Here is a 21,893-nt window from a genome sequence, read left to right on the forward strand (position 1 = left end):
TCTAGTGGCCATCGATTCCCAAGGAGGACACCATGCCCCATTACATCGGTTTCCTGCGGTCCCAGTCGGATTCGCATGATCACCTCGGCCCCGATGAAGCTCAGCGCGTGCTCGAGAGCTACATCGCCTGGGCGGACGAACGAACGAAGGAAGGCCGTTTCGTCGGCGGTGGCGGGCTCTCGCGGGGTGGCCGGGTGCTGCGCGGTTCGGGCGGCGAGGTCGGCGCGACCGACGGGCCGCACACCGAGGCCACCGAGATCGTCGGCGGCTACCAGGTGATCGAGGCCGCGGACCTCGATCAGGCGGAGAAGATCTTCGCGACGCATCCGCATCTGAAGTTCGGGCCGGTCGAGGTGCGCAAGGTCGGCGAACGCGGTTGCGAGGACTGATGCGCCCGGCCGGCGTGGTGGAGCATCTGTTCCGGCACAGCGCCGGGCGGATCGTCGCCACGCTGGCCAGGGCGCTCGGCCCCGAACGGCTGGACCTGGCCGAGGAAGCCGTCGCCGACGCGCTGGAACAGGCGCTGCGCACCTGGCCGCAGAGCGGGGTGCCGGACAACCCGAGCGGCTGGTTGTTCCGCGCCGCACGGAACCGGGCGATGGACGTCGTCCGGCGCGAACAGACGTTGCGGGCCCTGCTGCCACGGCTGGTGGAGCTCGACGGTCACGAGGACGGCCGGGGCACGGACGACGAGCTCGTGTTGATGTTGCTGTGCTGCCATCCCGCGCTGCCGACGGTCTCGCAGGTGGCGCTGACGTTGAAGACCGTCGGCGGGCTCGGGGTGAACGAGATCGCGGCGGCCCTGCTGACGAAACCGGCGACGGTGGCCCAGCGTCTCGTGCGGGCGAAGAAGTGGTTGCGGGAGTCGGGAAAGCCGCTTTCGCTGCCGGGGCCGGACGCCCTGGAGTCCAGAGTGGACAGTGTGCTGGCCGTGCTCTATCTGCTCTTCAACGAGGGTTACGACGCGACGACCGGAGAGGTCGCGGTGCGCGGCGAACTGTGCGGCGAGGCGATCCGGCTCGGGCGGCTGCTGCTGGCCGAGCCGAAGACGGATCTGCCGAGGGTGCGGGCGCTGGTCGCGCTGATGCTGTTGCAGGGGAGCAGGCTGCCGGCGCGGGTGGACCGGGAGGGTGACCTGCTGCTGCTCGACGAGCAGGACCGGGACCGTTGGGACCACGCGATGATCGCCGAGGGGACGCGGCTGTTCGAGCGGGCGTGCACCGGGCCGGAGATGTCGGCTTACCACGTCGAAGCGGCGATCGCGCTGTGCCACAGCACGGCTTCGCCGCCGGACTGGCGCCGGATCGTCGGCCTGTACGACGATCTGCTGGCGCTGCGGCCGTCGCCGGTGGCGCGGCTGAACCGCGCGATCGCGCTTTCGATGGTGGACGGTGCGGCGGCCGGGATCGCCGAACTCGAAGCCGTCGAGACCGACCTGCCGGAGTACACGCTGCTGCCCGCCGTGCTCGGCGCCCTGTGGCTGCGCGCCGGAGACCCGGCGCGAGCCGCGGAGCACTACCGGCGAGCGCTCGCGCTGCCCTGCTCGGAACCGCAACGCCGCTTCCTCACCCGGCGACTGGCGGCCTGCTCACCCGATTGACCAGGCGTTTTTCGCTTCCCCGCGCGTACCCACCCCCCACCGCTCCCAGGGGGGCGCGCCCCGCACCAGCGTATCGGGAGGGGGTGACGCGGGGTGGGTTCCGGCGGTCCAGAGGGCCGAGTTGTCCACAACGGCGGGTGGGTGTGGACAAGTGGGCGAGGGGTCGCGCGGGGCACGGCTGGGCGTGATGCGAAAGCCACTTTCGCAACGTTGAAGGTTGCGAAAGTGGCTTTCGCAACGCGCGCCGGCCGCCGGTGAGCAGAGGCGAAAGGCCGTCGAAGACACCCGCAGTTCACGCGGGCACGGTTACCTGGGGGAGTGAACTGGACGGCGTACGTCGACGGCTACTGCGAACGCCTCGCCCCCGGGTAGCCGCTCAACAGCCTCAGCAATCTCGCGTTCCTGATCGCGGCGATCGCGGTCTGGCGGCAGCCGAGAGGCCGCGTCTTCGGTGCCCTCATCGGGCTGGTGTTCCTCGGCAGCACGGCGTTCCACCTGCTCGCCACCCGCTGGTCCGCGGCCGCGGACACCGGCTTCATCCTGGTGTTCGTCCTGTACTACGCCGCCGTGTTCCCGCACCTGTTCTTCGGCGTCCGCCGCGGGCTCTCGTGGCTCGGCATCCCCGTGTTCCTCGCCTTCACCGCCGTCGTCGCGGCGCTGGGCGGCGGGCTGTACCTCTCGGCGTTGATCGGGCTCGTGCTCTTCGCGATCGTTCTCAAGGGTGAAGACCGTCGCGGGTTCGCCCTCGCCGCGGGCGTCTTCGGGGTGTCCCTGTCATTCCGCACGGCCGACCACACGGTCTGCGGGAGCTTCCCCGCCGGGACGCACTTCCTCTGGCACCTGCTGAACGGCCTCACCCTCTACCTGGTCTCGGCGACGGCCATGAAAAAGGCCGCGTCCCGGCAGGACGCGGCCCCTTCTCACAGCTGACTCAGTGGACGCCGATTTCGCGGAGATCCTTGTCGTGCTCGTCGGCGTGGTAGTCCTCGGCCTCGGTGTCGTCCGTGCCGTTGAAGACCTTCAGCTGCCGCGCGATCACCGTGAAGATCACGGCGATCAGCAGGTTCGCGATCAGCGCCACGAAACCGACGTAGATCTGCACCGGCGAACCGCTGAACGGGTGCCAGCCGAAGATCGACAGATCGCCGAGCTTCAGCGCCGAGCCACCGAAGTGCGCCTTGCCGGTCGCCGGGTTGGGGATGTTGTAGAGCATGATCAGGCCCCAGCCGATACCGACCACCCACCCGGCGATCAGGCCCCAGCGGTGGAACCACCGCGTGTAGAGCGAGATCGCGACCGCGGGCAGTGTCTGCAGGATCAGCACACCGCCGATGAGCTGCAGGTCGATCGAGAACTGCGGGTCGATGAACAGGATGAACGCCACCGCGCCGAACTTCACGATCAGCGAAGCGAGCTTGGCCTGCTTCGCCTCTTCGCCCGGCGTCGCGTTCTTCTTGATGTACTCCTTGTAGATGTTGCGGGTCCACAGGTTGGCCGCCGCGATCGACATGATCGCCGCGGGCACCAGCGCGCCGATGCCGATCGCGGCGAACGCGATCCCGGCGAACCACGACGAGAACTGCGTGTCGAACAGCACCGGGACGACGGTGTTCGTGTCGGGCTTGCCGGTCGCGTTGTTGGTGATCGGCGAGACCGACGCGCTGATCGCGACGTAGCCGAGCAGCGCCAGCAGGCCCAGCACCAGCGAGTACGCCGGCAGCGCGACCATGTTCCGCTTGATGACGCTGCGGCCGCGCGAGGCGAGCACGCTGGTGAGCGAATGCGGGTACAGGAACAGCGCGAGCGCCGAACCGAGCGCCAGCGTGGCGTACTGCAGCTGGTTGTTCGCGTTGAGCAGGATGCCGTCCGCCTGCGACGGCGTCTTGTCGAACTTCGCGTCGGCCGCGTCGAAGATCGCCGACCAGCCGCCGAGTTTCGAGGGCAGGTAGATGATCGCGACGATGATCACGAGGTAGATCAAGATGTCCTTGACGAACGCGATCAGCGCGGGCGCGCGCAGGCCCGACTGGTACGTGTAGACCGCCAGGATGATGAAGGCGACCAGCAGCGGCAGGTGGCCGACGATGCCGGAGCCGTTGATGCCCATCGTCCGCAGGACGGCTTCGAGACCGACGAGCTGCAGCGCGATGTACGGCATCGTCGCGATGATGCCGGTGATCGCGATCAGCAGCGCCAGCGTCGGCGAACCGAACCGGCCGCGGACGAAGTCGGCGGGCGTGACGTAGCCGCGGACGCGCGAGACCGACCACATGCGCAGCGCCGGCATCAACACGATCGGGTAGACGATGATCGTGTACGGCAGCGCGAACAGGCCCATCGCGCCGGCGCTGAACATCAGCGCGGGGACCGCGACGAACGTGTAGGCCGTGTAGAGGTCACCGCCGAGCAGGAACCAGGTGATCCACGAACCGAACTTGCGGCCGCCGAGCCCCCATTCGTCCAGGTGGTCGAGGGTGTTGCCGGCCTTCCAGCGCGACGCGACGAAGCCGAGCACGGTGACGACCGCGAAGAGGATCGTGAAGATGATCAGCTCTGGCCATTGGATGCCGGTCACTTGACGTCCCCCTCGTCGAGCTCGTCCACGGACAGCCGGTCGGGACGCTCACTGGTCGGCTTGTCCTTGGTCATCACGAAGACGATCCAGGTGCACAGGACACCGACCGCCACGAACACGAATTGGAACCAGTAGAAGAACGGCATCCCGAACAGCCGGGGACCGTCCGAATTGAACAAGGACGTGATCAGCACCAGCAACGGGATGATCAACAGGAGGTTCCAGGGGCTGAACTGGAAACCCCTCACCTTCCCGTCTGCCTTACCTGACGCCATCGGACCTCACCTAACGTTCCCGTACCCCCGGATGGTCCCGATGACCCTAGAACCTCTCCCCCGCCCGGGTCACGCGTACCGGATATCGATTTGATCAGCGCCGCCTCATACGACGAAGGGCGGTTGCCGTCGGAGTCCCCGCCGGATATCAATAGCCGCAAGTCGCGAACAGGAACTTCGCACGCAACATCAAAGGGGCATCGGATGAAGAAACTCCGCTATGCGGTGGTGATCCCGGCTGTCGCCGGCACCATGCTGGCCGGGTTCACGCCTGCGTTCGCAGGGCCGGAGGCTGCCGGGCAGCAGCCGTTGAACTCCACCAACATTCCGGCGAAGTACGCGGACCAGAAGCTGGACTGGCACAAGTGCACCGCCAGTGAGCTGCCGTCCGCGCCGCCTCCGGGGGCCGAGAACATCGAGTGTGCGACCTACCGCGCGCCGCGTAACTGGTACAAGACGAACGAGAACATCGACCTGACGATCGCCGTCAGCCGCCTCGCCGCCACCAGCGGCAAGGCGACGGCCAGCGTCATCACGAACCCGGGCGGCCCCGGCGCTCCGGGCCGTAACTTCCCGGCTCGCCTGCGTAACCAGACGAAGCTCCGCGTGAGCCAGGAGATCATCGGTCTCGACCCGCGCGGCACCGGCAAGAGCACGAACATCACCTGCGGCAACGCGATCGGCACCGGCTCGGACCTCGACCCGCGCGACCGCAGCCGGGCGAACCTCAACCTGATCCTGGACGCCACCAAGTACGCGGCGGACTCCTGCCAGGTGAAGTCCGGCGAGCTGGGCCCGCTCATCAACACCGCGCAGACCATCCGCGACATCGACCTGCTGCGTGTCCTGCTGGGCCGCGACAAGATCAACTGGGTCGGCTACTCGGCGGGCACCTGGATGGGCGCGCACTACGCGCAGCAGTTCCCCACCCGGACCGGTCGCTTCCTGCTCGACTCCGCGACCGAGTTCACCACCACCTGGCAGAACTCGTTCGACTGGCAGCCGCTCGGCTTCGAGCGCCGCTGGCGTCAGGACTTCCTGCCGTGGATCGGCAAGTACGACAAGGTCTACGGCTTCGGCAAGACCGGTGAAGCCGCGCGCCAGACCTACGAGAAGGTCCGCTTCGCGCTGACCCAGAACCCGGTCGAGGTGGACGGCGTCCCGGTTTCGGCCAACGCCCTCGACTCGACCATCGCGTCGTACCTCTACTCGAAGCGCAACTTCACGGCCCTGGCCGACTACCTGGTCAACCTGAAGACGCTGACCGAGGGCACCTCGACGCAGCAGCAGAAGGCCTCGGCCGCGCAGAAGGTCAAGGCGGAGACCGTGGACGGTGACGGCGTCATCGGCCCGCAGCCGCTGTTCGTCCCGACCGACGGCGACTCCTACAACGCCAGCTTCTGGTCCATCCCCTGCAACGAGGGCAAGTGGACCGGCAACCGGCAGAGCGTCATCCGCCAGTCGCAGAAGCTGATCGACCGCGATCTGCCGCTGCTGGGCGCGGGCTGGCTGATCCAGCCGTGCATCTTCTGGAAGAACAAGCCGGTCGACCTGCCGAAGCTCGACGGCCGCGGCGTCCCGCCGGTGCTGATCGTCCAGTCGGTGAACGACCCGGCGACCCCGCTCGAGGGCGCGACCCGTGCGCACCGCGCGTTCGCCGGCTCGCGGATGATCACCGTGACCGGTGAGGGTGACCACGGGATCTACGCCGGCGGCAACGCGGGTGTGGACAAGGTCGTGGAGGACTACCTCGTCGACGGCAAGGTGCCGAACGACCAGAGCCTCCCCGGACTCCCACTTCCGGTGCCCGCGGGCGCCTGAAGCCACTAGGGATTGTGGCCCCGTCGAGTTTCGGCTCGGCGGGGCCCTTTTCTCGGGGTTGTCCACGACCTGTGCACAGAGTTGTCCACAGGCTGGGGGTAACTCGGTGGGGACAACTGGGTGGACGACACGCGTGATTGAAGGCGCAACTCGCGTGATTGAAGGCGCAACTCGCGGGTGCCCGGGCAGGCCGGTATTAGTATTGGCGCCATGGTGCGAGTGCCGTTGACGGACGAGGAACGGGAACGCGGCGAGCGGCTGGGCCTGGCGCTCCGGGACGCGCGCGCGGCGTCGTCGCGGAGCATGGTCGAGGTCGCGGCGGAGGCCGGGATCTCGGTCGAGACGCTCCGGAAGATCGAGACCGGGCGGATCCCGACGCCCGCCTTCTTCACGGTGATGGCCATCGCGGACGCCGTCGGGCTGCCGCTGGACGCGCTGCGAGCGGCGGCCGAAAGCGGAGCCGAAGAGGTCGCGGAAGCGAGCTAGGGGCGCAGGACGGCCAGGGCGTGTGCCCGGTCGTTCAGGTAGAGGAAGCCGTCGATCGGCAGGTCGAAGCTGTTCAGCAGGCTTTCCAGCGTGGCGTATTCGTCCACGCCCAGGTGCAGGTTCTCGTTCATCGCGTGCGCGACGAGGACGTCGGCCAGCTCCTCCCACTCACCAGACCAGTGCAAGGTGCGATAGAAGGCCAGGACGTCCGGCGCGATCCGGTCGCCGATCTGGTCGAGCAGGCTGTCGCCGAAGAAACTGATCCGTCCGGCGGCCAGGTCGGCGACGGTCGGGTTCGCCGGGTCGGCGGCGGTGTCGGGATTGCGGACCACGCCGGGGCCCGCCACCGGATACCCCGTCTTGACGTTGCCGTTGTCCTCCACCAGCACGATCAGGTGCACGGCGTACCGTTCGCCGGCGCACCGCCAGCGGCCGTTGTGCATTCTGCGGCGGGGTTCGCTCGGATCGTTGGCGACGTCCTTGATCACCGCGATGATCTGCTCGTCGGTCCAGCCCGCGGGGAACTCGCTGGTCGCCCGCCGTCCCTTTCCCGGTGCGTGCCCGCCGCCCACTCGTACTCCTTTCGTCGCATCGAGGGTAACCCGCGTTCGGAGTATCCGGATGATCCGAACGCGGGAACGGGTGACCTCAGGCGAACACGCTGAGCAAGACGGCGCCGACGACGAGCACGTCGACACCACGCAGGGCTTGCAGCCCGGCCGCCCCGCCGCTGACGTCGTAGTTCATCGGTGGCCGGGTCGCCGTCCGCGACGCGGCGACGACGGCGAGCGGGATCGCGAGCCACACCGGCCAAGCCGGGACCACCCCGAGCGTCAGCGTCACCAGGCCCAGCAGGAGCCCCCAGACGAGGCCGAGCAGCGCGATCACCAGGCCGTTGACCAGCCGCAACTCCCAGTCGGACGCGCCCAGCCACCGCCTGCGGCCCGGATTGCGCCACAGTTCGCCCAGCCCGCCGACGAACGGCACCAGCGCCGCGTACGCGCCGAGAGCGAACAGCGGCGCGGCCGGGATGGCCGGGAAGGCCAGGTGCGCGACGCCGATCAGGCACGCGATCACCACGCCGGCCGCCGCGTAGCGCGTCCGGCCGAGCACCCCGGCCCACGCGAGCCGCAGCGTCGTCGGGCGCCGCATCGACAACCACGGCACCGGCTTCGACTCCGGGATCAGCAGCATGGGGTCCAGGAAGACCGCGGCCATCGCCCGCAGGAGCCGGGCGTTCCAGCCGTCGACGAGTTCCTGACGGCCGACACCGGACGTCGGCTCGCCACCGAACGCCACCGCGACCGCCACCACGAACAACGCGCCGGCCAGCACTTCGACGGCGATCGGGCCCAGCCCCACCGCCGCGAACGCCAGACCGGCGAGCGCGAGGACGACCGGCGCGAGCGTCTCCCCGCGGATCGCCGTCCGCCGCGCGGTGACCGCCGCCAGGATCGCGCCGGACGCGGTCAGCGCCGACGTCGCGATCCACATGTCCTTCGAGCCGCCGCCGATCGCGGTGACCAGCGCGCCGGTGTAGCCGACCACGAGGACGAGCCCGGCCCAGAGCGTCCACATCCGCTTGACCACGACTCGGCGCCGGTCGACGCGAGCGAAGTCCATCCACGTCAGTGCCGCCGGCTCGGCCCAGACGAAACCGCGGCGCAGGAGGCCGCGCCAGAACATCGCGCACAGCACGATCAGCAGGCCGAACACGGCCGGAAAGTCCACAACGGACTGTCCAAAAAGGAAATCCCGGAGCTTCGGCAGGTTCTGGAAGGCGGTGAAGAGCGCGCCGAACCCGAACAGTGCCAGGAAGGTCTGGTAATCACCGTTGAACAGGCCGCCGAAGCGCTGACGCCCGGGGACGTGCGTAGGCGTTTTCGTGGTCACCACAATTCGAGGGTGGAGTCGGCCGCTTCGAGCAGCGGGGGATGGTGTGTGGCCACGACGACGGCCGCCCCGGCGTCGGTCGAACGCTTGATCAACGACGTCAGCCATTCCTTCCCCGCGACGTCGAGCGCCCGCTCGGGCTCGTCGAGCAGCAAGATGTCGTGCGGCCGCGCTGTCGCGCCGAGGAGCAACAGCCGACGGCGTTGCCCGGCCGAGAACTTGCCCGCGGTGACCTTCGCGCGTTCCGAAAGGCCCGCGTCCGCCAGGAGGGCGTCGAAATCGCCGAGATCGGCCCCGAACGAGCCCTCCAGCAGTTCGAGATGCTGGAGCGGGGTCAGCTCGGCGAAGAAATCGGAATCGTCGAACAGCACGGAAACCTTGCGACGGAAGGAAACGTCGCGTTCGTCGGGTTTACCGCCCGCGACGACGACCCGGCCCCGCTGCGGGGTCTGCGTTCCGTACAGGCATCGCAACAGAGTCGATTTCCCGACCCCGTTGGGGCCGACGATGACGGCGCATTCGCCCGCCTCCACCTCGAAATCGAGTCCGTCGAACAACCAGTGCTCCCCGGCCTGCACGCCGAGCCCTCGTACGTCGATCATGTGTCGCGCAACGCCTCGATCACCGGCGCGAGCGCGTCCATGTTGTGCTCCAGCACGGTGAAATAGGTGAAACCGAACCGCTCGCGGTGCGCCAGGATCTGTTCGGCGATCTGCTCGTGGGTGCCGACCAGCGCGGTCGGAAGTTCGGCGAGCTGGTCGACGGTGAGCTTGCCTTCGAGCAGCTCTCGCAGGCTCTCCAAACCCTGTCGCCGGTCTTCGACCACGGCCACGAAATGCGAGAGAATGTTGAATTCGACCTCGCGGCCGTTCAGTTTCCCGTGGACGAAGTTCACCCGCTCTTCGATTCCGGCCGCGTCCTCCACGGCGAGCGCGCCACCGTCGGGAACGGCCGCCGTGCCGGTGAACCCGATGATGTCGGCGTGTTCGGCGGCGAGCGTGAGCAGCCTGTCGCCGCGTCCGGCGATCATCAGCGGTGGGCCCGGTTTCTGCACCGTCGGCGGTTTGTGGTCCACGTCGGCATAGAGCCGCTTGAGCTCTTTGATGGTGTTTTCGAGATGGTCGACGCGCTTTCCGGCGCGCGGGAACTCCATTCCCGCCGCTTCGAATTCGGCTTTCACGTATCCGGCCCCCAGGCCGAGCTCCAGCCTGCCCTCGGTGAACTGGTCCGTGCCGGTGACGTCGCGGGCCAGCAGCACCGGGTTGTAGAAGGCGGTGTTGATGACGAAGGTGTTGAGCCGCGGACGGCTCGTCACTTCGGCGGCGAGCACGAGGGCCGGGAACGGCGGCGCCATGCCGAGATGGTCGGCGGCGCCGATCACGTCGAATCCGAGGTCCTCGGCCTTGCGGCATTTCTCGACCCATGCCGCGCGGGTCTCCGGGACGACCATGTTGACGCCGAATTTGACCATGCGGCCACGGTACCGAGCGCGAAAGAAGAAGGCCTCATCCTCGGGAATGACTCCGAGGATGAGGCCTTCCGCCGTTCAGGCGATTCAGCCGAGACGCTGCTTCAGCGCGTCCAGCTCGTCACGCAGCGACGACGGGACCTTGTCGCCGATCTTCTCGAACCACTCCTCGATGAGCGGCAGTTCCTGGCGCCACTCCTCGGCGGAGACGTCGAGCGCGGCCTGGATGTCGGCCAGCGGCTCCTTGAGGCCGTCGGTGTCGAGGTCCTCGGCGTTCGGCACGAAACCGACCGGGGTCTCGTTCGCGTTGCCCTTGCCCTCGACGCGGTCGATGACCCACTTCAGGATCCGCGAGTTCTCGCCGAAGCCCGGCCACAGGAAACGGCCGTCGTCGCCGCGGCGGAACCAGTTGACGTAGAAGATCTTCGGCAGCTTGTCCGCGTCGGCGTTCTTGCCGAGGTCCAGCCAGTGCTTGAAGTAGTCACCGGCGTGGTAGCCGAGGAACGGCAGCATGGCCATCGGGTCGCGGCGCACGTTGCCGACCGCGCCGGCGGCGGCCGCGGTGGTCTCCGACGACATGGTGGCGCCCATGAACACGCCGTGCTGCCAGTCGCGGGCCTCGTTCACCAGCGGGACCGTGGTCTTGCGGCGGCCGCCGAACAGGATCGCCGAGATCGGCACGCCCTGCGGGTCGTCCCACTCCGGCGCGAGGATCGGGCACTGCGACATCGGCGTGCAGTAGCGCGAGTTCGGGTGCGCGGCCTTCTCTTCCGACTCCGGCGTCCAGTCCTGCTTCTTCCAGGAGGTGGCGTGCTCGGGCTTGTCGCCCATGCCCTCCCACCAGATGTCGCCGTCGTCGGTGAGCGCGACGTTCGTGTAGACCGTGTTGCCCTTTTCGATGGTGCGCATCGCGTTGGGGTTGGTGTGCCAGTCGGTGCCCGGCGCGACGCCGAAGAAGCCGAACTCGGGGTTCACCGCGTAGAGGCGGCCGTCCTCGCCGAACCGCATCCACGCGATGTCGTCACCGAGGGTCTCGGCGCGCCAGCCGGGGATGGTCGGCTGCAGCATGGCGAGGTTGGTCTTGCCGCAGGCGCTCGGGAACGCCGCCGCGACGTAGTGGACCTTGTCCTCGGGCGAGATCAGCTTGAGGATCAGCATGTGCTCGGCCAGCCAGCCCTCGTCGCGGGCGATGACCGAGCCGATGCGCAGCGAGTAGCACTTCTTGCCCAGCAGCGAGTTGCCGCCGTAGCCGGAGCCGTAGCTCCAGATCTCGCGGGACTCGGGGAAGTGCGAGATGTACTTGGTGGTGTTGCACGGCCACGAGACGTCCTCCTGGCCCGGCTCCAGCGGCGCGCCGACGGAGTGCAGGGCGGGGACGAACTCGCGCTCGGTGCCGTCCTCGGTGACGAACTTGTCCAGCGCGGCCTTGCCGGCGCGGGTCATCACGCGCATGGAGGCGACGACGTAGGCGAAGTCGGTGATCTCGATGCCGAGCTTGGGGTCCTCGGCTCCGAGGGGGCCCATGCAGAAGGGGATGACGTACATCGTGCGACCGCGCATGCACCCGCGGTACAGCTCGGTCATCGTGGCCTTCATCTCGGCCGGGTCCATCCAGTTGTTGGTGGGACCCGCGTCCTCTTCGTTCTCCGAACAGATGAAGGTGCGCTCTTCGACCCGGGCGACGTCATTCGGGTCGGAAGCCGCCCAGAACGAGTTGGGCTTCGCGTCGAGCTGCACGAACGTGCCGGCGGAGACCAGCTCGGCGTTGATCCGGGCGGCCTCTTCGTCGGACCCGTCGACCCACACCACGCGGTCCGGAGTGGTCAGTTCGGCGACCTCCCGGACCCAGGACAGCACGCCACTGTGCGTCGTCGGCGCATTTTCCAGTCCAGGGATGGCGACTGCGGTCATCTCTACTCCTGACTTCCGACGGCAGAAGCCCACACCGGGAACGACGCTGTTCCGATGCGGGCTTCGATGCCGGCGACCGAATGGCTTCGCACACCGGCGGGAAGACCGGTGTGCAGGTTTTGGGATTCCCCGAGAGTAGCCGGATGACCGGCAGGTAACCGAGAGCTGACCTGTCGGTTCTCTCACAAGAACGATAAGGGAATCGATTCAGTATCACCGGAATGGGCCATACGCAGAAATTCTTCCGGTGACCGATGGCACAGCGGCCGGACGAATCGGACACGAGAAAACCCGGCACGAGGTCTCGTGCCGGGTCGCCCTGTGACCAGGATTACAGGAATTGCCGCTCCGAATTGGCCTGGACCATTCTTGAATTGGTCCAGGCCATTTCGGGAATCAGTTGGGGCTGATCCACTGCCCGGTGGCGGAATCGATCTTCGCCACCCCTTCGAGTGTTTCGGTGCCCGCGCCACCCCACGCCGCGTCGCCGGCCGGGTCGGCCGCCGTATCGCCTCCGGCCGCCGGGACGCTCGCGAACGCCGCGCCGATGTCGTTGTTGACCAGCCCGCTGCCGACCTCGGTCCACTGGCCGGGCCCGGTGTGCTCGTAGGTCTTGGAGTTGCCGGAGGCGTCGGTCTCCACCGCGATGTCGGCGCTGCCGTCGCCGTCCTTGTCGGTGAAGGCGATCGTGCGGCCGTCCTCCGTCTGGACGACGGCGGTGTCGGGCGTGCCGTCACCGTCCGTGTCGATGGTGGGCGGGCCGACCTCGACGTCGCCGCTGGGCATGTCGGCGTGCATGGTGCCGCTGGTGCCCGCATCGGAACCGTCGTCGCCGCTGCCGCCACCCGCCTCGACCCAGGAACCGGAAGCCTCGTCGTAGACGGCCTCCTGGACGACCTTGCCGTTCTCGTCGAGCACCGCGTACTGGTCGGCCTCGCCGTCGCCGTCGGTGTCGACGAACGCCTGGCCGGTGCCGTCCTCGTGCTGGATGACCGCGGCGTCGTTGACGCCGTCCTTGTCGAGGTCGTAGTTGAGCTCGGCCTGGTACTCCTCGCCGTCAACGTGGACGGTGACCGCTTCGGTGGAGCCCGACTCGGTGTCCGTGCCGCCGCTCTCGTCGACCCACATGGGATAACCCCCTCGTTGACCTGCTGGTGTGTCGAAGCTTATGACTCACCGTAGGCCGGTTCGGTTCCGGTCCACAACACCGGCCACCTGCCCGGGCCGCCCGACCCAGCGCGTTTCGTCCTCTAATTGCGGTACTTGCGCGTGCAAGTACCGCAATTAGAGGACGAAACGCGGGTGGTCAGGCGTCGCGCAGGGACCGAATGCGACCGAGCAGGGCCTCGGCGCGGTCTCGGCCGTCCGAAACGTCCTTCAGGCGCTTCGCGACGACGGAGATCTTCTTGGCCCGCTCCTGCGCGCCCATCTTGATCGTCTTGTCGACTTCCTTCAGCTCCGCCTCGATCGCGTCGATGCGGCGGCCGAGGGCTTCGTCGAGCGCCATCGACAGCTGCTGTTCGGCCTCGATCAGCTGCTCCGCGACGAGCTGGTCCAGTGTGGACCGCGCGTCGGCGATCGCCTCGACCAGCCATTGCTTCATGTGCTGCTTGTCGGACGCGTGTTTGCGGGTCCGCGCCATCCACCAGCCGGCGCCGAGCCCGATGATGATCGTGGCCGGCAGGATCACCGGGTTCAGGATCGCGACCCCCGCCAGCGGCAGCGCGGCGACCTTCCCGGCGCCGAGCCCGCCGGAAACCCCCATGAAGATGAGCAGTTTGTCCTCGGCCGTCGGCGGTTTCTTGTCCGGCGGGCGCAGCACGACCGGCGGGCCGCCCGCCCTGGCGAACTGGCCGCGGATGATTTCGAGCTCTTCGGGCGAGAACAGCTCGGAAAGCGCGACGTTGGTGACCTGGTTGAGCCGCTGTGAGAGCAGCATCGAGATCCGCTGCGACGTCGTCTGCAACGCGATGTCGACCTGCTGGGGCAGCGCGGCGAGGGCGTCCCGTTTCGCGCCGTCGATCAGCTGCCGGAAATGCGTCGACGCGTCGCGCATCTGCCTGCTGGTCTCGTGCCCGACCTCGACGCGGGTCCGCTGGATCTCCGCGCGCAGCTTCAGCTGCCAGCCCCGTGTCGAAGACCGGCGTTCGGTGGTCAGGTCGTCACGGCGCTGACGCAGCTGCTCGGCCTCGGCCTCGCCGGCGGACAGCGCGCGGCTTTCCGCCTGCAGTTTCGCCTTGAGTTCGCCGAGCGCGCTCGACAGCGCGCGCAGGGTGTTGGCCTCGCCCAGCATCGCCGAGCGGCCGACCAGCATCTCCTGCAACGCGCCCTGCAACGCGGCGATCCCGGCCTTCTCGCGCAGCATCGTGGCCATCTGCTCGTTCGGTGCCTTGGCCGCCGTCTCGAACATGCGCGCGGAAACCGGGTGGAACACCGCGTCGGCGAACCGGGGGGCGTGCTCGGCGAGCAGCCGCCGGTCGGCTTCGAGGACCTCGCGCCAGCCGCGGAACTGGTCGGTCTTGGTCAGCGCGAACAGCACGGTCTCGACGCGTTCGCCCATGTCGTGCAGGAACTGCAGCTCCTGCGCGGTGAACGGCGACGACGAGTCCACGACGAACAGCAGCGCGGTGGCGCCGGCGGCGGCCTCCTTCGCCAGTTCGCCGTGCATCGAGTCGAGCCCGCCGACCCCGGGGGTATCCACAATGGACACTCGTTCGAGCAGGGGGACCGGGCCGGAGACCTCGACGTAGCGCGGCGGGATCTGCCCCTCGGGCAGCTCGTGCGCGGCCGAGACCCAGTGGATCAGGTCGTTCAGGTTGATCGGCACCGGCGCCAGCTGGCCCGGATAACAGGCCTGCGCGGACCACTGCTGGGCGTGCTCGAAGACGAGATACGTCGCGGTGGCGACGTCGGCGTCCACAGGGGACAGTCCCGGCATGGAAAGCAGCGCGTTCACCAGCGAGCTCTTGCCGCGGTTTGTCTCGCCGACCACCACGACCGACGGCTTCTTCGGCCGCGCCTTCCGGATGTCTTCGACCCATTTCGCGGCCTGAGGATCGGCTTCGCGGACGACGGTGAGCAGCTGCTCGCGGGTGCTCTTCACGACCGCCGGGAGATTGGCCGCCGCGCTCGGAGCGGTCACTGGGCCTTCTTCGCGTAGACGATGACGATCGGCGCGCGCAGCACCCGCTCGTGATCGGCGAAACCGACCACCTCGGTCTCCGCGACGAGCCCTTCGAGCGCCGGATCCTCGGTCGCGACCGCGCCGCCCGCCTCGTGCACGGCGGGGTCGAACCGCTCACCGTCCGGACGCAGGGCACGGACGCCGATCCCGGCGAGACCGTGTTCGAGCCGCTCGACGACGCCGCCGCTGCGCGCGCGATCGAGGGCGTACAGGCACAGCTGGATCAGCGTCTGCCTGTCGGCGAGAGCCTGTTCGAGGTCGGCCGGACCCGTGGTCGTGGACTCCACATCGGTGTTGGACGCGGTCTCGACGGCCTCGGTTCCCTCGGACGGCGAAGTCTCTCCGTCCGCTTCGGCGATGATCGCCGCCGAGATCTGGCCGGTCGGCACGTCGTCCGGATTCACGTCTTCGACCGCCTTCTTGCGCAGCCAGGCACCCACCCGAATCGACCCCCGTAACTGGTGTCCCGGGCCTACCGATCAGCCCGGGGAGATTTCACCAGTGTCGGGCACGCGCCCGCCAGCCGGGGGCGAAATCGGCAGAACGGGACGAAGGAATCTGGCGAGCAGCCTCTTCACCACCGCGAGTTCCGCCGCCGGATCGAGGCCCGGCTCCAGAATCACGCGGAAGGCGGCGGGGCGGTCAGTCGCGGATCTGCTGCCAGATGAGGAAGTAGGCCCGGTGCACGACGTGCGCGACGCGGCTCTGGGCGGGCGTCGCGCCGAAGGACGCGAAGGAGCGCCACCAGCCGGCGCGCTCCAGGGCGTGGGCCGCCAGCTCGGCGCGCGGGGCGCCCGGCTTGCCCAGCTGGGCGCCGATGTCGGCGTTGCTGCCGACCCGCAGGACCTCCTCGGACAGGTCCTCGGGCATGTCGACGGCGCCGGACGCGACCAGCGTGAGCGCTTCGAGCAGCCGCAGCTGGTGCGCCTCCGGCTTGGCGAGGAGGACCTCGATCGCGTCGTGGACGCGCTGCCGCTCGGCCGGGTCGCCGGACGCGTGGGCCAGCGCGGTGACCGAGGCCAGCGCGGCCGCCGCCTTGATGCCGTCGGCGCGGGCGGCGAAGACGATGCTCAGCCGCTGGCGGACGGCTTCGAGACCGGAGGCGTCGAGCAGCTTCCGGCGCAGCGAGCCCGCGGTGATCTCGGGTTCCTTGCGGATCGCTTCGACGGCGTACCGCACGCCGAACAGGTCCAGTTTCTCCAGGAGCCGCAGCCGGGTGCCCGCCGCGACGTCGCATTCCCAGCTGGTGAAGATGTCCGCCGAGATCAGCATGGTCTCGAGGATGTCGTCGTCCATCTCGGCCAGCTGGCGCAGCGCTTCGGCGTCGGGAGAGGTGAACCCGCCGGACTCGGCCGACTCCGCGATCAGCCCGATCACCGGCAGCACGTCGGCGACGCGGGGCTTCAGCGTCGCGGCCTGCTTCTCCGACAGCAGCGTCGCGGCCTTCCACACGTCGCCGCCCGAGCCTTCGACCGACTCCGGCGCGATGGTGTCCGCCTTGTTGAGCACCGCGATCGCGTTGACCGGGCCCGCCTCGCGGCTCGCGGTCGCGGCCGTGAACGCGGCCAGCGCCTGCTGGTCGTCGGCACGCACGCCCTGGGTGACCACGTAGAGCACGGCTTCGGCGCCCGCGACGGCGTTGCGCGAGGTGTCGTCCAGCTCGTCGGAGCCTTCTTCCTCCTCCTCGCCGTCGGGCTTACGGTGCTTCGCCGCACCCAGCAGCTCCTCGGTCCGCGACACCGAAGCGGCGTCGAGCGAGCCGAGACCCGGGGTGTCGATCACGGTCATGCCCTGCAGGACCGCGTTGGTGAGGTACGCCTCGATATGCGAGACCTTGTCGATGTCGATGCCCAGTTCGGCCGGGATCATCCCGTCGGCGGAGAAGGGCAGCACCTGTTTGCGGCCGTCGGCGAAGACGATCTCGACCCGGTCGACCGTGCCGTACTGGAACCTGGTCACCAGCCTGGTGCACTCACCGACGTCGGTCGGCGCGACCCGACGCCCGATCAGGGCGTTGACCAGGGTGGACTTCCCCGATTTGATCCGGCCCGCGACGGCGACCTGCAGCGGGCCGCCCAGGCGTCGCAGCACTTCGGCGAAACCGGCCGCGGTCCGGGCGGACACCTGGGGCTGAAGGCGGTGGCAAAGATTGGCCACCGACATCGACAGCGGGCCGGCGAGACGGCCCTGCTCCGTCGCTGAGGTCACGGTGCCCACCCCTCCCAGTCGTCGAGCACACCGAGGGGAATCGTGCCATGCCGCTCATCCTCGGGTCGCACCGAAGGTGGTACCGGCGACCGACGCGCGCGCGGCACCGGCCGACATAGTGTTACCAGGTGCGACGGTTGAGCCTCTGGATGCGTGCCCACCCCATGGCGGGGGACAGTCTCATCGCCGTCGTCCTGCTGCTGACCGACCTGCTGGTCTACGTGGCGGCGACCGAAACGCCGGAAGTCCCGATGCCGCCCTGGTACGTGACGGTGCCGTTGGACATGGCGATGGTCGTCCCGCTGGTCTTCCGGCGGAAGGCGACGCTGTGGTCGGCGTATCTGGTGCTGCTGATCGGCATCCCGCACGGCGCGCTGGGGCTGGGCGCCGCCAGCGCGGTCGCGGTGATGATCAGCGTCTACTCGGTGCTGGTCTACGTCGGGCGCAAACAAGGACTGCTGTATCTGGTGGCGACGCTGGCCACCTCGGCGCTCCAGCTGTGGGCCGACCCGCCGGAGGACGTCTGGGTGCTGGCGATCATCGGCGTCTTCTCCTTCGCACTGTGCTGGACGCTCGGCGAGTTCGCCGGCGCGAGGCGCGCCTATCACGAGGAGGTGGAAGCCAGGTTGCATCTACTTGAGACGGAACGGGACCAGGCGACCAGGATCGCCGTCGGCGAAGAGCGCGGGCGGATCGCCCGTGAGCTGCACGACGTCGTCGCGCACGCGGTGAGCGTGATGGTCGTGCAGGCCGACGGCGCGTCCTACGCGGTCGACGGGAATCCCGAGGTGGCGAAACGGGCCCTGCAGACGATCTCGGAGACCGGCCGCGGCGCGCTCGCCGAGCTGCGGCGGCTGCTGGACGTGCTCCGCAGCGACGACGACGACGAACCACGGGTGCCGCAGCCGGACGCGAGCGCGGTGACCGACCTCGCGGACCGGATCCGGCAGGCCGGGGTGCCGGTGACGCTGGCGATCGGGCCGGACGCGCTGGCCGGGCTGCCCGCGGGGGTGTCCCTCGGCGTGTACCGGATCGTGCAGGAGTCGCTGACGAACACGCTGAAACACGCCGGCCAGGGCGCGCAGGCCGAGGTGGTGGTGCGACGGGAGGCGGACGTGATCGACGTCCAGGTCACCGACGACGGCGCCGGCCGCGCGAAACAGCTGATACCCCTGGCGGCGAAGCACGCCGCGCCGCCGCGGAGACTCGCCGTCCCCGGTGGGAACGGATTGATCGGAATGAGGGAACGGGCGAACGTCTTCGGCGGCACGCTGGAGGTCGGGCCCGCCCCCGGTGGAGGGTGGCAGGTGCACGCGAGGCTCCCGGTTAGGTTGACGACGTGATACGGGTGGTGGTCGTCGACGACCAGGAATTGATGCGCGTCGGATTCCGGATGGTCCTGGGCGCGCAGGCCGACATCGACGTCGTCGGCGAGGCGGGTGACGGCGCGCAGGCCATCCGGCTGGCCGAGGAACTGCGGCCCGACGTCGTGCTGATGGACGTCCGGATGCCGGTGCTGGACGGGGTCGAGGCGACGAAGCGGATCGTCGAGGCCGGGACGGCGCGGGTGCTCGTGATGACGACGTTCGATCTGGACGAGTACGTCTATTCGGCGTTGCAGGGCGGCGCGAGCGGGTTCCTGCTGAAGGACACCCAGCCGGATCACCTGGTGTCGGCGCTGCGGGCGGTCGCTTCGGGGGACGCCGTGGTCTCGCCGTCGGTCACCCGGCGGCTGCTCGACCGGTTCGTCGGCGGCGGCGGGAAGCCGATGCGGGACGCGGCCGAGCTCGACGTCCTCACCGAACGGGAGCGGGAGGTGCTCGTGCTGATCGCGAAGGGCCTCTCGAACCTGGAGATCGCCGAGACGCTGTTCCTGTCCGAGGCGACGGTGAAGACGCACGTCGGGCGGATCCTGTCGAAGCTGGATCTGCGTGACCGGGTGCAGGCCGTGGTGCTCGCCTACGAGACCGGGCTGGCGCGTCCCGGGGTCAGCTGAGCCCACGGCGCCACTGTCACACTCGCTCGTCCCTGTAAGTACATGAAGGCCCCCTTCATTGCGCTAGACGCAATGAAGGGGGCCTTCATGTACTTGGGGAAGGTGTGAAGGTCGAGTTTCCTCGGCTGAGCCGAGGGAAGGGGGCCTTCACGCGCAACTGCTGGGGCTGGCGACCGCGAGTCCCTTCGGAAAGCCGGATCACGCGTGATTCCAGGCGGAACACACGTGCTTGAAGCCGGATCACGCGTGATTCCAGGCGGAACACACGTGCTTGGAGCCGGATCTCGCGTGATTCTCGCCGGAACACGGAAAAGTGGTCATTCGGTGAGCACTTTGCGGTGGATCCTTGTCTTCAGAGCCACTACCTGAGGAGAAGGAAATGCTGCGAGGTCTCACCACCACCACGTTCTACGCCGACGACATGGCCGCCGCGATCGAGTGGTACTCCGATCTCTTCGGGATCGAGCCGTACTTCGTCCGCAACGGTCCCGACGGGACACCGGCGTACGTCGAGTTCCGGATCGGCGACTACCAGCACGAGTTCGGCCTGGTCCGGGGCGACTTCCGGCCGCCGATGGCCCAGCCCGGCCCCGGTGGCGCCATCGCGAACTGGGCCGTCGACAACGTCGAGGACGCCTTCGCGCAGCTGCTCGCGAAGGGCGCGAAGGAGTACGAGCCGGTCATCGAGCGTGGGCCGGGCTTCGTGACCGCGGCCGTCGTGGACCCGTTCGGCAACGTCCTCGGCGTCATGTTCAACCAGCACTACCTGGACGTGCTGGCCGGGAAGAAGTAGGTCCCCGGCCGGCACTGGGTGCCCATGGTCAGGGCGCGTCGCGAAAGCCACTTTCGCGACGTCTGATGTCCCGAAAGTGGCTTTCGCGACACGGGCCGGCGGCCGTGCCTCAGCGGTACAGCGAGTGGTCCGCCGTCGCCTCGTCCTTGCCCGCGTCCCGGACTTCGGCCATCCACTTGCCGAAGTCGGGGCGTGAGCCGTCGACGTCGGTCAGGCCGTACTCGTTCATCAACGTCCACGACGCGAGCGTCTTTCCGGCGAACCGCGCGACCTCCGGGTCGGTCGCCAGCTTCGCGACACCCCGCCCGAGCAGCGCCGGGGTCTCCGAGATGGCGAAGTCGACCGGAGCGGACGTGCCGACCGCGTCCCGCCACGTCTCTTCGGTGACCCCGAAGTGGTCGAGCATGGCTTCCGAACGCAGGAAGCCCGGCGTGACGGTCATGCCGACGCAGCCGTACTTCTTCAGTTCCGCGCCGAGCGCCCTGCCGATGGCGCGGATCCCGCATTTCGCGAGGAAGTACGGGATCCCCGCGCCGACGTACTCGTCGTGATCGCCGTCGGTGACCTCGAGGACGAGCCCCCCTTCCCGCTTCACCACCAGCGGGAGCAGCCGGTGCAACCCGATCAGGTGCGTGTCGATCGCGTTGTGCACCAGTGTGAGCGCGTCGTCGAGGCTGGAGTCCCAGTACGCCCCGTCGAAGTCCGCGTACTGGTCGCCGCCCCAGACGTCGTCGACCAGGACGTCGATCCGGCCGTCCACTTCGGACTCGATCCGCGCCACCAAGGCGTCCACATCGGACACCACGGTGAAGTCGGTCCGGACGGGGATCCCCCGGCCGCCCGCCGCGTCGACGAGCTCCGCGGTGTCTTCGATCGTCTCCGAACGCTTCATCGGCGACTGCCGCTCACGCGTCGTGCGGCCGGTGACGAACACCGTCCAGCCGAGCCTGCCCAGTTCCACCGCGATCGCCCGGCCACAGCCCCGCGTCGCCCCGGTGACCACGGCCACTTTCCGATCCATTCAGGACACTCCCTTCCACGCGGTCAGCACCGCGTCCACGTCTTGCCCCAACCGTTCGGTGATCCGTCCCTTCGGCCGGATCGACCAGTCCAGCGCGGCCCCGTTCGCCACCCCCAGCAGCACTCGCGCGGCGCGGACGACACCGGGCGCGCCCGGCAGGTCACGCGCCGCGACACGCACCAGCCTCCGCAATTCCGCTTCCACGGCGGTGAAATGTTCACCGAGCAGGGCGCGCAACCCCGGATCGCCGATGTCCACCCCCAGCTGCCCGAGATGGTTCGCCGCGGTCTCCGCGTCGCCAAGGCCCTCGTAGACCACGACGACCGCCGCCCGCAGCGCCTCCACGGGATCGGCGAGCTCACCGCATTCCCGCATCAGTCCCACGACGGATCGCGTGTTCGCCCGGCTCACCGCCAGCAGAAGACCGTTCTTCGAACCGAACCGCTGGGCGACCGTGCCGACCGCGACCCCGGCCTCCGCCGCCACCTGGGCCAGCGTGAAACCGGGGCCGACCCTGCCGATCACGGTTCCCGCCGCGGTCAGCAGTCGTTCGTCGGTGATGCTGCGGGGCCTCGCCATGTCATTATTGAACCACGGTTCATTAACCCTCGCGAATCAGGGTCACTCTCAGGGGTATCACCGATCGCGTACGCCGCCGGAAG

21 protein-coding genes are annotated in these 21,893 nt (G+C 68.7%); 8 read left to right on the forward strand and 13 right to left on the reverse strand.

Annotated features, from left to right (window positions below; genetic code table 11):
• Nucleotides 1–32 precede the first annotated feature (32 nt).
• The 3 genes from ACOCEP_RS10460 (at nucleotide 33) to ACOCEP_RS10470 (ending at nucleotide 2,530) form a co-directional block, all read left to right on the forward strand.
• Nucleotides 33–389, forward strand: coding sequence for a YciI family protein (locus ACOCEP_RS10460; RefSeq protein WP_482337061.1), 357 nt, complete (start codon nucleotides 33–35; stop codon nucleotides 387–389).
• Nucleotides 389–1,600: an RNA polymerase sigma factor gene (locus ACOCEP_RS10465; RefSeq protein WP_482337062.1), complete on the forward strand. Its 1,212-nt coding sequence runs from the start codon at nucleotides 389–391 to the stop codon at nucleotides 1,598–1,600. The genes ACOCEP_RS10460 and ACOCEP_RS10465 overlap by 1 nt, the downstream gene beginning before the upstream one ends.
• 468 nt (nucleotides 1,601–2,068) lie before the next feature.
• Entirely contained in the window at nucleotides 2,069–2,530 is a 462-nt protein-coding gene (locus tag ACOCEP_RS10470; protein ID WP_482337063.1) for a hypothetical protein, read from the forward strand.
• Between the two features lies 1 nt (nucleotide 2,531).
• On the opposite strand, the gene mctP is transcribed toward ACOCEP_RS10470, so the two are convergent.
• Together mctP and ACOCEP_RS10480 are read right to left on the reverse strand one after the other, a co-directional pair.
• The gene (gene mctP, locus ACOCEP_RS10475; RefSeq protein ID WP_482337064.1) at nucleotides 2,532–4,175 is read right to left on the reverse strand and encodes a monocarboxylate uptake permease MctP; all 1,644 of its coding nucleotides are present in this window, start codon (nucleotides 4,173–4,175) and stop codon (nucleotides 2,532–2,534) included.
• The gene (locus ACOCEP_RS10480; protein WP_378435163.1) at nucleotides 4,172–4,450 is read right to left on the reverse strand and encodes a DUF3311 domain-containing protein; all 279 of its coding nucleotides are present in this window, start codon (nucleotides 4,448–4,450) and stop codon (nucleotides 4,172–4,174) included. The genes mctP and ACOCEP_RS10480 overlap by 4 nt, the downstream gene beginning before the upstream one ends.
• A 204-nt stretch (nucleotides 4,451–4,654) precedes the next feature.
• On the opposite strand from ACOCEP_RS10480, the gene ACOCEP_RS10485 reads away from it, so the two are divergent.
• Both ACOCEP_RS10485 and ACOCEP_RS10490 read left to right on the forward strand, forming a co-directional pair.
• A complete protein-coding gene (locus tag ACOCEP_RS10485) occupies nucleotides 4,655–6,271 on the forward strand; it encodes an alpha/beta hydrolase (protein WP_482337065.1) in 1,617 nt (538 codons plus the stop codon).
• A 210-nt stretch (nucleotides 6,272–6,481) separates the two neighbouring features.
• Nucleotides 6,482–6,757, forward strand: coding sequence for a helix-turn-helix domain-containing protein (locus ACOCEP_RS10490; protein ID WP_482337066.1), 276 nt, complete (start codon nucleotides 6,482–6,484; stop codon nucleotides 6,755–6,757).
• Here the strand turns inward: ACOCEP_RS10490 and ACOCEP_RS10495 are convergent.
• From ACOCEP_RS10495 to ACOCEP_RS10535, 9 genes are all read right to left on the reverse strand, one after another.
• Entirely contained in the window at nucleotides 6,754–7,329 is a 576-nt protein-coding gene (locus ACOCEP_RS10495) for an EndoU domain-containing protein (RefSeq protein WP_482337067.1), read from the reverse strand. The two genes, ACOCEP_RS10490 and ACOCEP_RS10495, sit on opposite strands and share 4 nt — an antisense overlap.
• Before the next feature lie 76 nt (nucleotides 7,330–7,405).
• Nucleotides 7,406–8,653, reverse strand: coding sequence for a DUF6297 family protein (locus ACOCEP_RS10500; protein WP_482337068.1), 1,248 nt, complete (start codon nucleotides 8,651–8,653; stop codon nucleotides 7,406–7,408).
• A complete protein-coding gene (locus ACOCEP_RS10505) occupies nucleotides 8,647–9,252 on the reverse strand; it encodes an ABC transporter ATP-binding protein (protein ID WP_482337069.1) in 606 nt (201 codons plus the stop codon). Before ACOCEP_RS10505 ends, ACOCEP_RS10500 begins: the two co-directional genes overlap by 7 nt.
• Nucleotides 9,249–10,121 carry an LLM class F420-dependent oxidoreductase gene (locus ACOCEP_RS10510; RefSeq protein ID WP_482337070.1) on the reverse strand — a complete coding sequence of 291 codons (873 nt, stop codon included), beginning with the start codon at nucleotides 10,119–10,121 and terminating at the stop codon, nucleotides 9,249–9,251. The genes ACOCEP_RS10505 and ACOCEP_RS10510 overlap by 4 nt, the downstream gene beginning before the upstream one ends.
• Nucleotides 10,122–10,205: 84 nt before the next feature.
• The gene (locus ACOCEP_RS10515) at nucleotides 10,206–12,029 is read right to left on the reverse strand and encodes a phosphoenolpyruvate carboxykinase (GTP) (RefSeq protein WP_482337071.1); all 1,824 of its coding nucleotides are present in this window, start codon (nucleotides 12,027–12,029) and stop codon (nucleotides 10,206–10,208) included.
• A gap of 396 nt (nucleotides 12,030–12,425) precedes the next feature.
• Nucleotides 12,426–13,157: a DUF6802 family protein gene (locus ACOCEP_RS10520; RefSeq protein ID WP_482337072.1), complete on the reverse strand. Its 732-nt coding sequence runs from the start codon at nucleotides 13,155–13,157 to the stop codon at nucleotides 12,426–12,428.
• Nucleotides 13,158–13,335: 178 nt separating this feature from the next.
• Complete coding sequence (locus ACOCEP_RS10525) at nucleotides 13,336–15,171, reverse strand: dynamin family protein (RefSeq protein ID WP_482337073.1); 1,836 nt, start codon at nucleotides 15,169–15,171, stop codon at nucleotides 13,336–13,338.
• Nucleotides 15,168–15,653 carry a nucleotide exchange factor GrpE gene (grpE, locus tag ACOCEP_RS10530; protein ID WP_482337074.1) on the reverse strand — a complete coding sequence of 162 codons (486 nt, stop codon included), beginning with the start codon at nucleotides 15,651–15,653 and terminating at the stop codon, nucleotides 15,168–15,170. The genes ACOCEP_RS10525 and grpE overlap by 4 nt, the downstream gene beginning before the upstream one ends.
• A gap of 202 nt (nucleotides 15,654–15,855) precedes the next feature.
• The gene (locus ACOCEP_RS10535; RefSeq protein WP_482339676.1) at nucleotides 15,856–17,376 is read right to left on the reverse strand and encodes a dynamin family protein; all 1,521 of its coding nucleotides are present in this window, start codon (nucleotides 17,374–17,376) and stop codon (nucleotides 15,856–15,858) included.
• Nucleotides 17,377–17,570: 194 nt separating this feature from the next.
• Here ACOCEP_RS10535 and ACOCEP_RS10540 point away from each other — a divergent pair, with 194 nt between their 5' ends.
• From ACOCEP_RS10540 to ACOCEP_RS10550, 3 genes are all read left to right on the forward strand, one after another.
• The gene (locus ACOCEP_RS10540; RefSeq protein WP_482339677.1) at nucleotides 17,571–18,764 is read left to right on the forward strand and encodes a sensor histidine kinase; all 1,194 of its coding nucleotides are present in this window, start codon (nucleotides 17,571–17,573) and stop codon (nucleotides 18,762–18,764) included.
• Entirely contained in the window at nucleotides 18,761–19,417 is a 657-nt protein-coding gene (locus tag ACOCEP_RS10545) for a response regulator (protein ID WP_037307422.1), read from the forward strand. Before ACOCEP_RS10540 ends, ACOCEP_RS10545 begins: the two co-directional genes overlap by 4 nt.
• A 379-nt stretch (nucleotides 19,418–19,796) precedes the next feature.
• Complete coding sequence (locus ACOCEP_RS10550; RefSeq protein ID WP_482337075.1) at nucleotides 19,797–20,210, forward strand: VOC family protein; 414 nt, start codon at nucleotides 19,797–19,799, stop codon at nucleotides 20,208–20,210.
• Nucleotides 20,211–20,319: 109 nt separating this feature from the next.
• On the opposite strand, the gene ACOCEP_RS10555 is transcribed toward ACOCEP_RS10550, so the two are convergent.
• Nucleotides 20,320–21,231 (reverse strand): SDR family NAD(P)-dependent oxidoreductase, encoded by a 912-nt coding sequence (locus ACOCEP_RS10555; protein ID WP_482337076.1) that lies wholly within the window; start codon nucleotides 21,229–21,231, stop codon nucleotides 20,320–20,322.
• Entirely contained in the window at nucleotides 21,232–21,810 is a 579-nt protein-coding gene (locus tag ACOCEP_RS10560; RefSeq protein ID WP_482337077.1) for a TetR/AcrR family transcriptional regulator, read from the reverse strand. It lies immediately after the preceding gene.
• Nucleotides 21,811–21,893: the final 83 nt, after the last annotated feature.

The organism is Amycolatopsis sp. CA-211722, assembly GCF_056828465.1.